The following is a 14,097-nucleotide window of genomic DNA, read 5'->3' as shown; positions in this document are numbered from 1 at the left end:
CGGCTTTCTGGATCAAGGACATGATATCCGCGTCTGCCGCGATCCCCGCACCAATCCGGCCCGTATGATGAGACCACAGGCTTCTAGAGCAGACGCAGGGTTTCGCCCGGCATCCGGGCCCGCTCAAGGTGAAGCAGAAACCGTTTGGTGTCAACGCCACCCCGTGCTGAGAAACCCCCGATTGATGAACCACCCCCCACCACCCGGTGGCAGGGGATGATGATCGGGATCGGGTTGGCCCCGCAGGCGCCGCCGACCGCCCGCGCCACCGACCCCAGTTGCCGGGCGATGGCGCCATAGGTCAACGTCTCACCATATGGAATATCGAGCATGGATTGCCAGACCGCGCGGCGGAAATCGGTGCCCGCTGGCGCCAATGGCAGGTCGAACTGCATCAGCTCTCCCGCCAGATAGGCGCGAAGCTGGGCTTCGGCTTCGTCCAGCAAAGCCGTGACCGACGGATGCGGGCTTCCCGTGACGCGGTTCTGAGCGGCGGACGGCAGATCTGCCGGATCGCACCAGTCGAGGGCGACCAGAGCATCGGCGCTGGCGGCAATCCGCACCGGCCCCATCGGTGTATCGGTCACCAGCCGGGTGGCGATAGTCCGGGCCGATGCGGCGCGGATCCGGCCTGATGGCGGCGGTGTCGCGATGTGGGTGTCGGTCATGTCGCCTCCGGTCCTGATGCGCCGGCGCTGCCGGCGGATGACAGGGTGCTGCCCTCAAGCCGCGTCGGGCAGAAGTGCTGCCGCCAATGCCGCCGGATCGTGGATCGGCAATCCGCAGCGTGTGCCCTGGCAATGATAGGCGGTGGCGCGGCCGTCGACCATGGCTTTGCCGGTGGCCGGATGGCCGGCGGGCAGGGGGGTCGTGGGGTCGATCCGGCGCAGGTCCAGCAGCGGCCGGCCGCTGGCCGCCGCCGCCCGCCACAGGGCTTCGGTTTCGGGCGCGCCGGCCGGACCGGCGATGACCACCTGATCGGCCGTGTCGAGCAGCAGGCTTGCCACCAGCAGCGAGGCGATGCCGAACGGGTTCTGGTCGGCATCGGCCGAGAAGGCGGCAATGGTCGCGCGGGCACGGGCCGCATAGGTGTCGTCGCCCGTGGCCAGGAACAGCCGGGCCAGCGCCTGGGCCATCAGCCCGTTGCCCGATGGCAGCGCATTGTCGGCGGCGGGGCGGCTGCGCACCGGCAGCACCTCGCCATCATCGGCGGTCATATGATAACCGCCGCCCGATGCGGCATGATGGCGCTCCACCGTGTCGGCCCAGCCCCGGGCCAGCGCCAGGCGCCGGCCGCCATCATCGTCGCGCGCCGCCTGATCCAGAGCAATGGCCGCCAGAATCATCGCCGCATAATCATCCACCAGCCCCGGATAGACCAGCCGCCCGGCGCGCGCCGCATGGCCGAGCCTGGGGCCCTGGGCGTCGTCGCGGCCATGACTTGCCACCACCGCATCGAAGGCGCGCGCCGCGCGGGCGATCCAGTCCGGCCGGTCCAGGATCATGCCGGCCTCGGCCAGGCCCGCGATCATCAACCCGTTCCAATCGGCCAGAACCTTGTCGTCACGCCCGGGATGCACCCGCGCCTCGCGGTGCAGCCGCAGCGTTTCGCGGATGTCGGCCAGCCGTGCTTCCACCTCGTCCGACAACCGCTCGCCGCTGAACAGCCGGTTGGGGATCGACGCGCCCTCGAAATTGCCGCCGGGCTCGATGTCATAGACCCGGTTGAACAGCGTGGCCTCTTCAGGGCTCAGGACATCGGCCACCTGTTCAGGCGTCCAGACATAGAACCGGCCTTCCTCACCCTCGCTGTCGGCATCCAGGCTGCTGGCAAAGGCACCGCCGCCGGTTTCCATCTCGCGCTCCAGCCAGGCCACGGTTTCGGCCACCCGCTCGGTGAAGACGGACACCGGATTGCCGGCAGCCGCGGTCCTGGCGGCGGCGCGGGCATAGATCGGCAGCAACTGGGCGTTGTCGTAGAGCATCTTTTCGAAATGCGGCACCAGCCATTCGGCATCCACCGAATAGCGCGCGAAGCCGCCGCCCAGATGGTCATAGATGCCGCCGGCGGCCATCTGGTGCAGGGTGATGTCCAGCGCCTCGGCGGGTTTGCGGGCGTTAGCGCCGCCTCTGGCGGTGGCGGCATCCAGCAGCGCCAGAAGTGGGGTGTTGGGGAATTTCGGGGCGCCGCGTATGCCGCCCTGCTGCAGATCATAGATCCCGGCCACACGAACCGCTGCTGCCATCACCTGTGCCGGCGCGGGCAGGGGGCCTGGCCGGCTCTGGGCCAGAACGGCCAGTTTGGTGCCAATCGCGGATGCGTTGTGACGCACGTCATCGGATTGGTCATGGTATATTCTGGCAATCTGTTCGAGCATGTCACGAAAGGCCGGCAGGCCATGGCGTGGCTCGGGCGGGAAATAGGTGCCCCCCCAGAACGGGGCGCCGTCGGGGGTCAGGAACATGGTCAATGGCCAGCCGCCGGGCTGGCCAAGGGCCTGCAAAGCCGCCATGTATACTTCATCGACGTCGGGCCGTTCCTCGCGATCGACCTTCACGTTGACGAACAGACGGTTCATGACGGCGGCGGTTTCGGGCTTTTCGAAACTCTCATGCGCCATCACATGGCACCAGTGACAGGCGGCATAGCCGATCGACAGCAGGATCGGCCGGTTGTCCGCCCTGGCACGCGCGAAGGCCTCCGGGCCCCAGGGCTGCCAGTCCACCGGATTGTCCTTATGCTGAAGGAGATAGGGGCTGACTTCCCTGTGAAGTGAGTTACCGGACATCATTTAAACCTACGAGTGTGTTGGCGCTTGCATTCTCGGCAGCGATCACGGACTGTCCTAACCAAGTGGCGTCCATGACCGTGTGTGGCAAGCGCGGACGAGCGAAGCAAATCAGGGAACCTGCCCGATGAAGATCTCTGTTGATCTCGATTGCACGCCCGAAGAGGCCCGCCGCGCGGTGGGTCTGCCAGACCTGACGCCACTCCATGACATGTTCCTTGCCGAAATGCAGAAGCATATGTCGTCGGCGATCAAGAACATGGACAGCGACCACATGATCCGAAGCTGGATGCCGGGAGGGCAGGGCTGGGACCAGATGCAGAAATTCTGGACCGGTCTCGCCGCTGCCGGCACCACCGGAGGCGTCAAGAAGGACGGTTGACGTGAGCGGGGAACGTCTCGACCCGCCGCTCTATTACGAGCGGCACATTTTCGTGTGCACCAACGAACGCCCGGCCGGGCATCCGCGCGGCTGCTGCGAGGCAGGCGGTGCCACGAAGCTGCGCAATTATATGAAGGCCCGCGCCAAGGAACTCGGCATCCCGTCCGCACGGGTCAACAATGCCGGCTGCCTGGATCGCTGCGAGTTGGGGCCGACATTGGTGATCTATCCCGAAGGTGTCTGGTACGGTTATCGGACCACCGAGGATATCGACGAAATCCTGACGGTTCACATAGCCGGCGGCGGTCGGGTCGAGCGGCTGATGTTGAAGCCGGGCGACGACGAGCGGGCCAAGGCCGCACTGGCCGAGGCACGGGCGGCGGCAAAGGCGGCGGCCGCAGCCGGTTGATCCGTCATCCCGGTCTTGTCACCGGCGGCTGACCCCCGCATCCTGTGGCCAATGGGGCCGGCGCTGTTCGCGGTGCCGGCCCTGTTGCATTCGCGGCCATGTCTCTGATCAGGGTCAGGGGCGCTGTGCCGATGCCTCCTATCATCCAGGGCCGCCGTCTGTCGTGACCATTGCTTCCGATCCATCTTCGCCGATGCCTGCCATGCCGTCATCGGCGGGGGCGCGACCAGCCACTATCTTCGCGCGGGCGACGCCGCCGGGGCGGGGGGCGGTGGCGATTATTCGCCTGTCGGGTCCGGCGACCGATGCGGCACTGACGGCGTTGACCGGCGGGCGCGATCTGCCGGTGGCCCGGATGGCGGTGGTGCGGCGGCTGGTCGATCCGGCCGATGGCCGGATGCTCGATCAGGCGCTGGTGCTGCGCTTCGAAGGCCCTGCCAGCTATAGCGGCGAGGATGCGGCCGAGCTTCATCTTCATGGCGGACCGGCGGTGGTGGCGGGTGTGCTCGACGCGCTGGGCAGGCTGCCGGGTCTGGTGCCGGCGGGGCCAGGCGATTTCACCCGTCGCGCCGTGCTCAACGGCCGGCTCGATCTCACCGCGGCCGAAGCCGTTGCCGATCTGGTCGCCGCCGATACCGCCGCCCAGGCGGGTCAGGCGCTGGCGCAGCTCGGTGGCCGGCTGGGGCGGATGGTCGAGGACTGGCGCGCGCGTCTGATCCGGGCCGCGGCCATGGTCGAGGCCGAGATCGATTTTCCCGATGAAGACGTGCCCGATGGCATCGCCCGCAGCGTCGCCCCGGCGATCCTGAAGCTTGCCGCCGAGTTGCGGCTGGCGCTGGCCGATGACCGTTCGGGGGAACGGCTGCGTGACGGCGTGGTTGCGGCGGTGATCGGGCGGCCCAATGCCGGCAAGTCGAGCTTGGTCAATGCGCTTGCCGGGCGTGACATCGCCATCGTCACCGACCGGCCCGGCACCACCCGCGATCTGATCGAGGTGGCGCTTGATCTGGACGGTGTCGCCGTCACCCTGATCGATACCGCGGGCCTGCGCGACAGTGACGATCCGATCGAACTTGAAGGTGTGCGGCGCGCCCGCGCCCGCGCGGGCACGGCCGACATCCGGATCGTCGTGGTCGATCCGGCCGGGATCGCGGCGGCCGGAGGCTTGGGTGCTCTGCTGGCGGAAGCTGGTGCGCGGCCGGGCGATCCGGTGGTGCTGACCCGTCGCGATCAGCTCGGCGATCAGGCGGTCACGGCGTTGACCGCAACCCTGCCACCCGGTCATCAGGCGTCGGCGGTGTCTTGCGTTTCAGGGCTGGGCATGGAAGATTTCGCTCGCCGGCTCAGCGGAATTGCAGCCGATCTCACCGGCGGCCGCGAGGGGGCGATGATCACCCGGGCACGGCACCGTGCGGCATTGGAGGCGGCGGCCGACGGCTTGATGGCGGCGGTTGCCGGCCTCGATCATCCGGTGCCGATGCTGGAGCTGGTGGCCGAGGACCTGCGGATGGCCGGTGATGCGCTGGGCCGGATCACCGGCCGGATCGATGTCGAAGACCTGCTGGATGCGATTTTTCGAGAGTTCTGCATCGGCAAATGATATTCAGACGGAACATGAGGCGCCGGCGGAAAACGACGTCGGATGAGGCCCTTGGCCGATGATGTTCCACGTGAAACAATGGGGGACCGAGGTGATGTCCGATACCGCCCAGACCAGCGCATCGCGGCCGGTGGCCCGTGTCGGGGGCGTCGACGTCATCGTCATCGGTGGCGGGCATGCCGGGGTCGAGGCCGCGGCCGCTGCGGCCCGCATCGGGGCGCGGACCGTTCTGGTCACCCATCACCGTGCCACCATCGGCGCGATGTCGTGCAATCCGGCGATCGGCGGCATCGGCAAGGGAACGCTGGTGCGGGAGGTCGATGCCCTTGACGGGCTGATGGCGCGGGCCATCGACCGGTCGGGTATTCAGTTCCGGATGCTCAATGCCAGCCGTGGACCGGCAGTGCAGGGGCCGCGGGCGCAGGCAGACCGTAAGCTCTATGCCGCGGCCATGCTCGATCTGGTCACCCAGACCGCCGGGCTCGACATCGTTGAAGGCGCGGTCGACGATCTGATCGTCGATGATGCCGGGCGGGCGGCGGGCGTCGTTCTGGCCGACGGCCGGCGGTTGACCGCGGCGGCGGTGGTGCTCACCACCGGCACCTTCCTGCGCGGGGTGATCCATCTGGGCGACAGTCGCATCCCGGCCGGCCGCGTGGGGGAGGCGCCGGCGGCGGCACTGGGTGCGCGACTCGAAGCGCTCGATCTGCCGATGGGTCGATTGAAAACCGGCACGCCGCCACGGCTCGACGGGCGGACGATCGACTGGGCGTCGCTGACCATCCAGCATGGCGATAGTCCGCCACGGCCGTTCTCGGTGATGACCGACCGGATCACCGTGCCCCAGATCGCCTGCCACATCACCCAGACCACGCCGGCGGCTCATGACGTGATCCGGGCCCATCTGCACGAAAGTGCGGTCTATTCCGGGCGGATCGCCGGGCGGGGGCCGCGCTATTGTCCCTCGATCGAGGACAAGGTGGTCCGCTTCGCCGATCGGGACAGTCACCAGATCTTCCTTGAACCCGAGGGGCTGGACGACGACACCGTCTATCCCAACGGCATTTCCACCAGCCTGTCGGAAGCGGCACAGGCGCTGATGCTGCGCCAGATCCCCGGGCTCCAAGCGGTGCGGATCATCCGGCCGGGCTATGCGATCGAGTATGATTATGTCGATCCGCGCTCGCTGTTGCCGACGCTTGAAAGCCGGGTGATGCCGGGGCTGTATCTTGCCGGCCAGATCAACGGCACCACCGGTTATGAGGAAGCGGCGGCCCAGGGCCTCACCGCCGGCGCCAATGCAGCGCTGGCGGCGGGCGAAGGCGGTGCCGCCCACAGCGGCGGCCGGCGACTTCTGCCCGATCGGGGCCGCTCGCTGACCGGGGTGATGATCGATGACCTCACCACAAGGGGCGCCGACGAGCCCTATCGGATGTTCACCTCGCGCGCCGAGTACCGGCTGTTGCTGCGGGCCGACAATGCCGACCTGCGGCTGACCGACGAGGGCGCGGCCCTGGGCCTGATCGGGCCGGAGCGGCGTGCCGCCCATGCGGCCAAGATGGCGGCGCTGGGCGAGGCCCGGCAGATGGCCCGGTCGCTCACCCTCACGGCCGAGCAGGCCCGTGGACATGGCATCCCGGTCAACCGCGATGGCCGGCCGCGCAGCCTGTCGCAATTGCTGGTTCATCCGGAAGCCGGCCGGGATCTGCTCGCCGGCATCTGGCCAGCCTTTGGCGCTCTTCGCCCCGACATCCTTGAACAGATCGAAATCGAGGCCCGCTATGACGGCTATCTCGGCCGGCAGGAGGCCGATGTCGCGGCCTGGCGGCGCGAGGGCGGGCTGGCGATTCCCGACGGGTTCGATTATCGCCAGGTTGGCGGATTGTCGTCGGAGATGCGCGAGAAGTTCGATCGTCACCGTCCCGCCACCATTGCCGCCGCTCAGGCGATTGCCGGGGTGACGCCGGCGGCGCTGACCCTGGTCATCGGGGCGATCCGGCGCGGTCATGTCGCGGCCGTGGCGGCGGCGGAGTAGGGAGCATGGCGCGCAAGCCCGCACAGGGTAAACTACCGGGTAAACCACAGGGCAAACCACCGGGCAGATCAGATCCCGACCACAGCCGCCGATCGACGGCTGCCGACAGCGTCGCGGCACCCGGTGCCGACCATGACCGGGTCTGGCCGCGCATCCTTGATCTTCTGCCTGAGGTTCCACGTGAAACAATCGGCCGGCTGGAGGTTTACGCTCGGAGTCTCATCCGCTGGCAGGGTGCGATCAATCTGGTCGGGCCGGCAACTCTGCCCGAATTGTGGCGTCGCCATATGCTCGATTCGGTGCAGCTTCTGCCGCTGATCGGTCCGGGCCGTGGCCGGCGGCTGGTCGATCTGGGCTCGGGCGCCGGCTTTCCCGGGCTGGTGATCGCGGCCTTGGGCGATTTCGAGGTTCATCTGGTCGAGAGCGATACCCGCAAGGCGATTTTCCTGCGTGAGACGGCGCGGGCGATGGGGATCACGGTCACGGTCCATGCCCAACGGATCGAACGGCTGAAACCATTCGGCGCCGACATCGTCACCGCCCGTGCGCTGGCGCCACTCGACCGGTTGTTTGACATGGCTGTACCACTCGCCGGGCCCGATGCCGTATTCTGGTTCCTGAAAGGCGCGCAGGCGCCGGCCGAGCTGGCATCTGCCCGTGCATGCTGGACAATGCAGGTGGTATGCCATAGAAGTATGACCGACGAGGATGGCGTCATCCTTGAAGCGAAGGGGCTGTCTCGTGTCCAAGACCGTGACCAATCCCGCTGATGCGGCGCCTGCGGGCCCCGGTCGCGTGCTGGCCATCGCAAACCAGAAGGGCGGCGTGGGTAAGACCACCACCGCGATCAACCTTGCCACCGCGCTTGCCGCCGCGCGCAAGCGGGTTCTGGTGATCGATCTCGATCCGCAGGGCAATGCGTCCACCGGCCTGGGCATCGATGCCTCGCGGCGCAATCCCTCAAGCTACGATGTTCTGATGGGCGATGCCTCGCTCAAGGACGCCATCGTCAAGACCGAAGTGCCGGGGCTGGATGTGGTGCCCTCGGTGGTCGACCTGACCGGTGCCGAAATCGAGCTGATCGAGCGGCCGGCCCGTGAACGGCGGCTGCGGATGGCGTTGGGAGCCGAGGGACTACCGCGGTATGACTATCTGTTCATCGACTGCCCGCCGTCGCTCGGTATCCTCACCCTGAACGCGCTGGTCGCGGCCGATGCGGTGCTGGTACCGCTGCAGTGCGAGTTCTTTGCGCTGGAAGGCGTCAGCCAGTTGGTGCGGACGGTCGATCGGGTCAGGCGGTCGCTGAATCCCCGGCTCGATATTCAGGGCGTGGTGCTGACCATGTTCGACAACCGCAACAACCTGTCCAATCAGGTGGCCGCCGATGTGCGCAATTTCTTTGGCGACAAGGTCTACAAGACGGTGATCCCCCGCAATGTCCGGGTCTCGGAAGCGCCGAGCCATGGCAAGCCCGTGCTGCTCTATGACCATCGCTGTGCCGGTGCCCGTGCCTATATCCATCTGGCGGGCGAGGTGTTGAAGCGTGAACGGGGGGTGGCTGCGTGAGTGCGGAGGAAACCGGCGGCCGCAAGCGCGGCCTGGCCCGTGGCCTGTCGGCGCTTCTGGGCGATACCGTGATTGAAGACGCAGCCCCGGCCGCCGCCGTGGGCGACATCCGGATGATGCCGATCGAGCGGCTGCATCCCGGCCGCTATCAGCCGCGCCGCCATTTCGACGAAGAGGCATTGGCCCAGCTTGCCGCCAGCCTGCGCGAGCGTGGTGTGGTGCAGCCGATCCTGGTCCGACCGGTCGACGATGGCCGCTTCGAGATCGTCGCCGGCGAACGCCGCTGGCGGGCGGCCCAGATTGCCCGGCTGCATGAGGTGCCGGTCATCGTCCGCCATATGGCGGATCATGACGCGCTGGAAATCGCGTTGGTCGAGAACATCCAGCGCCAGGATCTGACGCCGCTGGAAGAAGCCGAGGGCTATCGCCGGCTGATGGGCGAGTTCTCCTATACGCAGGAAGAGCTGGGCCGGGTGATCGGCAAGAGCCGCGCCCATGTCGCCAACATGCTGCGCTTGCTGAACCTGCCCGACGCGGTCAAGGAAATGCTCGACGATGGCCGGCTGACCATGGGCCATGCCCGGGCCATTGCCACCGCCGAGGACCCGGCGTCCCTGGCCCGGCGGATCGTCGATCGTGGATTGACCGTGCGCAATGCCGAGGATCTGGCCCGCGGCGACGCCGAAAAGCGCGCCGGCCGCGATGGCAGCCGCAAGCCGGCCGGCGGCCGGCCGCGCAAGGCGGCGGGCGATGCCGCCCCGACCGCTGCCGCCGGTACCAAGGACGCCGATACGCTGCGACTGGAAGAAGATCTGAGCGAAACGCTGGGGCTGAAGGTGACCATCACCCCGAGTTCACCGCAGGCGGGCATGCTCTCGGTCAGTTACGGTTCGCTCGAAGACCTGGATGACCTGCTGGCCCGGCTGACCTCCCGCGGGTAATGCGGCGACCACCGGTATGACGAGTATGACCGATAAGAAGGACATGCCGGTATGGCCGTCAGCGCCGCCGGCGCCGGGCGGCCGCTTCGGCGGTAATACCCATAAGCGCCTGCCCGACAACGGTTTCCTGCGGTAGTCCCTGCTTCGCGCGCGCTTCCGCCTCGGCAAGCCTGCCCAGCGCCCGTGCCAGTGCCGCTGCCGGCCATACCGCCAGGGTCTGCTTGAAGACCGGGATCTGCTTGAAGAAGACCGGCGGCTTCAGCACCCGCATCGCCGCCTCGATATCCTGGCCGGCATCCAGCTCTGCCCGTGCCTGCAGCAGCCGGCCGAAATGCCGGGACACGACACGGAGCAACGCGATCGCCGAAATGCCTTCGGCAAAGGCACGCTCCAGCGCCCGGTCGAGGGCGGCGGCATCGCCGCCGGCACTGGCCGTCGCCACCTCGTCGAGCGCCACACTGCCGGCATCCCCGATCGTCGCCTCGACATCGTCGAGCGTGATGCGTTGCCGACCATGGGCATAGAGCACCAGCTTGTCGAGTTCCATCCGGGTCAGCGCGCGATCGGCGCCAAGAACCGCGGCCAGGGCCAGCAGAGCATCGGCATCGGCCATGAAGCCGGCCTCGCTCAGATGGCTGCGGATCACCTCGGCAAGATCGCGGCCTTCATCGCCATAACAGGCGATGGCGGCGGCGTTGGCGGCGGATTCAAACAGTTTGCGCAGCTTCGATGCCGGCCCGAGTTCGCCCGCATCCACCACCACCAGCGCATCGCCAGCCGGATCGGCCAGGAACGCCGCCAGCGCCGATGCCACAGTGTCGGTCCCCTCACGCAGCCGCACCACCCGCCGCCCGCCGCCAAAGGCAATAGCGGCCGCCTCGTCGGCCAGCCGTGCCGGATCCTCGGCCAGGCTCCGGGGATCGAGTGTGGCGATGCGGAACGGATCGGCCAGATCCGGCACCACCGACCGGGCCAGACGATCGGCGCGTTCCTTGATCAGCCCGCGATCCGGACCATAGAGCAGCACGGCGCGCCAGGCTGAATCCGGCCGGCTGGTGCGGGCCTCGGCGTCGCGGGGGGCGATCTTGACCATCGGCGGCGGCGGCCGTCAGGCCGGGTTCTGGTCGAAATAGATCGCCAGCCGGATCTGCACCTCGCGGGCCGCTTCTTCAAGCGCACGCTCGATCGCATCCTGCCGCGACACCAGGATCGCATAGGGCGCGGTGATCTGATTGTAGCTGTTGATCTGGCTGACCGTGCCGTCGGAGAGCAGCAGATCGGCGTTGTTCTCGCCGGCCCGCACGGCCACCAGCCGATAGACCACCTTGACCGTCACGTTATAACGGCTGGCCGTGGCGTCTTCGTTGATCGCAAGCCCGGTTTCGCTGATCTCAATGCCGCTGTCGAGCCGATAGCGGTTCGGCTCGACATCACCCTTGCCGGCCAGCAGCCGCTCCAGAGTGTTGCGATAGATCTGGCCGGCGCGGTCGGGTACCGGTGACACCGATACCGCGGCCAGGGCCCTGGTCACGTCGGCCCCGCTTGAGGCCGGCGCATAGAGCGGCCGGAAGCCGCAGGCGCCGAGTGCCAGCGCCGCGACCACGGCGAGCACCGCCGGGATACCCGCCCGGTGGCGTCGCGCCAGGACACCAGGTCGGCGGTCAGCCGACAATGTTGAGGATGCGGTTCGGGACATAGATCACCTTCCGCGGGCTGCGGCCGTCGAGGGCGACCTTGACCTTGTGATCGGCCAGGGCCTGTTGGACTGCCGCGTCCTGATCGAGATCGGGCACGACATCGAGCTTGCTGCGCACCTTGCCATTGACCTGAACCGGCAGGGTGATGGTGTCCACCGTCACCAGCGCCGGATCGAAATCGGGCCAGGCCTGATTGGCGAGCAGGCCGTCATGGCCGGCCACTGCCCACAATTCTTCGCCCAGATGCGGTGTCATCGGCCCGATCAGGCCGATCACCGCATCCAGAACCTCGCGCGCCACCGCGGCGTCGGTGGCATTGTCGGCCAGCGGCGTGAAATCGAACAACGTGTTCGACAAGGCCCGCAACCGGGCCACCGCCTTGTTGAAGTGGAAGCGCTCCAGATCGTCGGACAGATCGCGGATGGTCCGGTGCAGCGCCCGGCGGATCTCCAGCGCCGGGCCCTCGGCCGCGGCAAGCGCCGCCGTGATGTCGGCACCGGCGGGTGCCGACAGCACCTGCCATTCCTCGACCAGACGATATAGCCGCGACAGATAGCGATGCGCGCCTTCGGCGCCGGCATCGGTCCATTCCAGATCGCGTTCGGGCGGGCTGTCGGACAGCATGAACAGCCGCGCGGTATCGGCGCCATAAGCCTCGATGATCGCCATCGGATCGACGACATTGCGCTTCGACTTGCTCATCTTCTCGATGCGGCCACGGGTGATCCTGCCTCCGGTCTCGGCATGGACCAGTTCACCCTCGGCGTCCTTGACCACCTCTTCCGGATAGACCCAGCGGCCCTGATCGTCCTTATAGGTCTCGTGAACCACCATGCCCTGGGTCAGAAGCCCGGCGAAGGGCTCCTTGATGTCCAGCAGCCCGACCTCGCGCATCGCACGGGTGAAGAAGCGGGAATAGAGCAGGTGCAGCACGGCATGCTCGACGCCGCCGATATACTGGTCGACCGGCAGCCATTTATCGGCGGCGGCGCGCGGGAAGGGCGCATCGCTGGTCAACCCGGTATAGCGGGCGAAATACCAACTGCTTTCGAAGAAGGTGTCGAAGGTATCGGTTTCGCGCCGCGCGGGCTTGCCGCAGTTGGGGCAGTCGACATGCGCCCAGGTCGGATGACGATCCAGCGGGTTGCCGGCGCCGTCGAACACCACGTCGTCGGGCAGGGTCACTGGCAGTTGATCGTCGGGCACCGGCACCGGCCCGCAATCGGGGCAGTGGATGATCGGGATCGGGCAGCCCCAATAGCGCTGCCGCGACACGCCCCAGTCGCGCAGACGGAAGGTGGTTTCGCCCCGGCCCGCGCCCAGGCGTTCCAGTTCCTCGATCGCGCGGCGCTTGGCATCCGCCACGCTCAAGCCGTCGAGGAACTGCGAATTGATGATCATGCCGTCGCCGGTCAGCGCATCGGCGCCGATCTCGACCGGGGCATCGCTGTCGGTGCCGGCCGGTCGCACAACGGCCTTGACCGGCAGATCGTATTTGCGGGCGAAATCCAGGTCGCGCTGGTCATGCGCCGGGCAGCCGAACACGGCGCCCGAGCCATATTCCATCAGCACGAAATTGGCGACATAGACCGGCAGCGTCCAGCCGGGCACGAAGGGGTGGGCGGCCTGGACATCCAGCCGGAATCCCTTCTTTTCCGCGGTTTCAACCGCTTCCTCGCTGGTGCCGGTGCGGTTGCATTCCTCGATGAAGGCGGCGAGGTCGGGGTTGGTGGCGGCTGCCGCCTCGGCCAGCGGATGATTGGGCGCGATGGCGCAGAACGAGGCACCGAACAGGGTGTCGGGGCGGGTGGTGAAGACCTCCAGCCCGTCGAACGCCGTGCCGTCCAGGGAGGCGGGCGTGTTCGAGAGCGCAAAGCGCAGCCGTGCGCCTTCCGAACGGCCGATCCAGCGCGCCTGCATGGCCTTCACCCGCTCAGGCCAGCGGTCCAGCCCGTCGAGACTGTCGAGCAGATCGTCGCCGAAGGCGGTGATGCGCAGGAACCATTGCGACAGCTTGCGCCGTTCGACCAGCGCGCCCGAGCGCCAGCCACGGCCGTCGATCACCTGTTCATTGGCCAGCACGGTCTGGTCGACCGGATCCCAGTTGACCCAGCTCTCCTTGCGATAGGCGAGACCGGCCTTCATGAAGGCCAGGAACATGCGCTGTTCATGGACGTAATAATCGGGCGAGCAGGTGAAGATCTCGCGTGCCCAGTCGTAGGACAGGCCCATGGACTTCAACTGGCCACGCATGGCGGCGATGTTGTCATATGTCCAGGTGCCTGGGTGAATGCCGCGCTCGATGGCGGCGTTCTCGGCCGGCATGCCGAAGGCGTCCCAGCCCATCGGGTGCAGCACGTTGTAACCACGCGCCCGGCGATAGCGCGCCGTCACGTCGCCCAGGGTATAGACCCGGACATGTCCGATATGGATCCGGCCGGACGGGTAGGGGAACATCTCCAGCACATAGTATTTCGGCTTCGACGACGTTTCATCGGTCGTGAAGGTGCCGTTCTGGTCCCACACCTGCTGCCATTTGGGCTCGATCGCCTTGGGATTATACCGGGCCATTTTTCCGTAACGCACTGCGCGGGCACGAGATGCCGGCATCGTTCCGCTCAGGAAACGGCGCCGGCACCGGTCGCCCGGTTGAAGAGAACGGGCCGGGAGACGCGCCA

At 67.4% G+C, this 14,097-nt stretch carries 12 protein-coding genes; 7 read left to right on the top strand and 5 right to left on the bottom strand.

The genetic code is table 11. The annotated features are described in order from the left end of the window. Positions 1 to 83: 83 nt before the first annotated feature. Positions 84 to 668 carry a methylated-DNA--[protein]-cysteine S-methyltransferase gene (locus tag WG924_RS09110; protein ID WP_345932693.1) on the bottom strand — a complete coding sequence of 195 codons (585 nt, stop codon included), beginning with the start codon at positions 666 to 668 and terminating at the stop codon, positions 84 to 86. Between the two features lie 54 nt (positions 669 to 722). Continuing rightward, positions 723 to 2,789: a thioredoxin domain-containing protein gene (locus WG924_RS09105; RefSeq protein ID WP_345932692.1), complete on the bottom strand. Its 2,067-nt coding sequence runs from the start codon at positions 2,787 to 2,789 to the stop codon at positions 723 to 725. Between the two features lie 127 nt (positions 2,790 to 2,916). On the opposite strand from WG924_RS09105, the gene WG924_RS09100 reads away from it, so the two are divergent. From WG924_RS09100 to WG924_RS09070, 7 genes are all read left to right on the top strand, one after another. Next, positions 2,917 to 3,171: a DUF6489 family protein gene (locus tag WG924_RS09100; protein ID WP_188579218.1), complete on the top strand. Its 255-nt coding sequence runs from the start codon at positions 2,917 to 2,919 to the stop codon at positions 3,169 to 3,171. A 1-nt stretch (position 3,172) separates the two neighbouring features. After that, entirely contained in the window at positions 3,173 to 3,580 is a 408-nt protein-coding gene (locus WG924_RS09095) for a (2Fe-2S) ferredoxin domain-containing protein (RefSeq protein ID WP_345932691.1), read from the top strand. Positions 3,581 to 3,773: 193 nt separating this feature from the next. After that, complete coding sequence (gene mnmE / locus WG924_RS09090) at positions 3,774 to 5,180, top strand: tRNA uridine-5-carboxymethylaminomethyl(34) synthesis GTPase MnmE (RefSeq protein WP_345932690.1); 1,407 nt, start codon at positions 3,774 to 3,776, stop codon at positions 5,178 to 5,180. 94 nt (positions 5,181 to 5,274) lie between these two features. Then, positions 5,275 to 7,215 (top strand): tRNA uridine-5-carboxymethylaminomethyl(34) synthesis enzyme MnmG, encoded by a 1,941-nt coding sequence (gene mnmG, locus WG924_RS09085; protein ID WP_345932689.1) that lies wholly within the window; start codon positions 5,275 to 5,277, stop codon positions 7,213 to 7,215. 5 nt (positions 7,216 to 7,220) lie between these two features. Further along, positions 7,221 to 7,985, top strand: a complete 765-nt coding sequence (gene rsmG / locus WG924_RS09080) for a 16S rRNA (guanine(527)-N(7))-methyltransferase RsmG (RefSeq protein ID WP_345932688.1) — start codon at positions 7,221 to 7,223, stop codon at positions 7,983 to 7,985. Continuing rightward, a complete protein-coding gene (locus WG924_RS09075; RefSeq protein ID WP_188579209.1) occupies positions 7,957 to 8,781 on the top strand; it encodes a ParA family protein in 825 nt (274 codons plus the stop codon). The genes rsmG and WG924_RS09075 overlap by 29 nt, the downstream gene beginning before the upstream one ends. Continuing rightward, positions 8,778 to 9,722, top strand: a complete 945-nt coding sequence (locus WG924_RS09070) for a ParB/RepB/Spo0J family partition protein (protein WP_345932687.1) — start codon at positions 8,778 to 8,780, stop codon at positions 9,720 to 9,722. The genes WG924_RS09075 and WG924_RS09070 overlap by 4 nt, the downstream gene beginning before the upstream one ends. Before the next feature lie 58 nt (positions 9,723 to 9,780). Here WG924_RS09070 and holA read toward each other — a convergent pair whose 3' ends face one another. Genes holA through leuS form a run of 3 tightly spaced genes read right to left on the bottom strand, consistent with a single transcriptional unit; the run spans position 9,781 to position 13,990 of the window. Then, complete coding sequence (gene holA / locus WG924_RS09065) at positions 9,781 to 10,815, bottom strand: DNA polymerase III subunit delta (RefSeq protein WP_345932686.1); 1,035 nt, start codon at positions 10,813 to 10,815, stop codon at positions 9,781 to 9,783. A gap of 15 nt (positions 10,816 to 10,830) precedes the next feature. Continuing rightward, complete coding sequence (gene lptE, locus WG924_RS09060; RefSeq protein ID WP_345932685.1) at positions 10,831 to 11,334, bottom strand: LPS assembly lipoprotein LptE; 504 nt, start codon at positions 11,332 to 11,334, stop codon at positions 10,831 to 10,833. Positions 11,335 to 11,383: 49 nt separating this feature from the next. After that, the gene (gene leuS / locus WG924_RS09055; RefSeq protein WP_345932684.1) at positions 11,384 to 13,990 is read right to left on the bottom strand and encodes a leucine--tRNA ligase; all 2,607 of its coding nucleotides are present in this window, start codon (positions 13,988 to 13,990) and stop codon (positions 11,384 to 11,386) included. Positions 13,991 to 14,097: the final 107 nt, after the last annotated feature.

The organism is Tistrella arctica (assembly GCF_039630945.1).
GTDB classification, from domain to species: Bacteria; Pseudomonadota; Alphaproteobacteria; order Tistrellales; family Tistrellaceae; genus Tistrella; species Tistrella bauzanensis.
This window is presented reverse-complemented; position numbering and strand designations above follow the sequence as displayed.

Bases quoted from the DNA above. Each gene is read 5' to 3' on its own strand.
- WG924_RS09110 (WP_345932693.1), bottom strand. From the start codon at position 668: ATGACCGACACCCACATCGCGACACCGCCGCCATCAGGCCGGATCCGC.
- holA (WP_345932686.1), bottom strand. From the start codon at position 10,815: ATGGTCAAGATCGCCCCCCGCGACGCCGAGGCCCGCACCAGCCGGCCG.
- rsmG (WP_345932688.1), top strand. From the start codon at position 7,221: ATGGCGCGCAAGCCCGCACAGGGTAAACTACCGGGTAAACCACAGGGC.
- leuS (WP_345932684.1), bottom strand. From the start codon at position 13,990: ATGGCCCGGTATAATCCCAAGGCGATCGAGCCCAAATGGCAGCAGGTG.
- WG924_RS09105 (WP_345932692.1), bottom strand. From the start codon at position 2,789: ATGTCCGGTAACTCACTTCACAGGGAAGTCAGCCCCTATCTCCTTCAG.
- mnmG (WP_345932689.1), top strand. From the start codon at position 5,275: ATGTCCGATACCGCCCAGACCAGCGCATCGCGGCCGGTGGCCCGTGTC.
- mnmE (WP_345932690.1), top strand. From the start codon at position 3,774: ATGCCTGCCATGCCGTCATCGGCGGGGGCGCGACCAGCCACTATCTTC.
- WG924_RS09100 (WP_188579218.1), top strand. From the start codon at position 2,917: ATGAAGATCTCTGTTGATCTCGATTGCACGCCCGAAGAGGCCCGCCGC.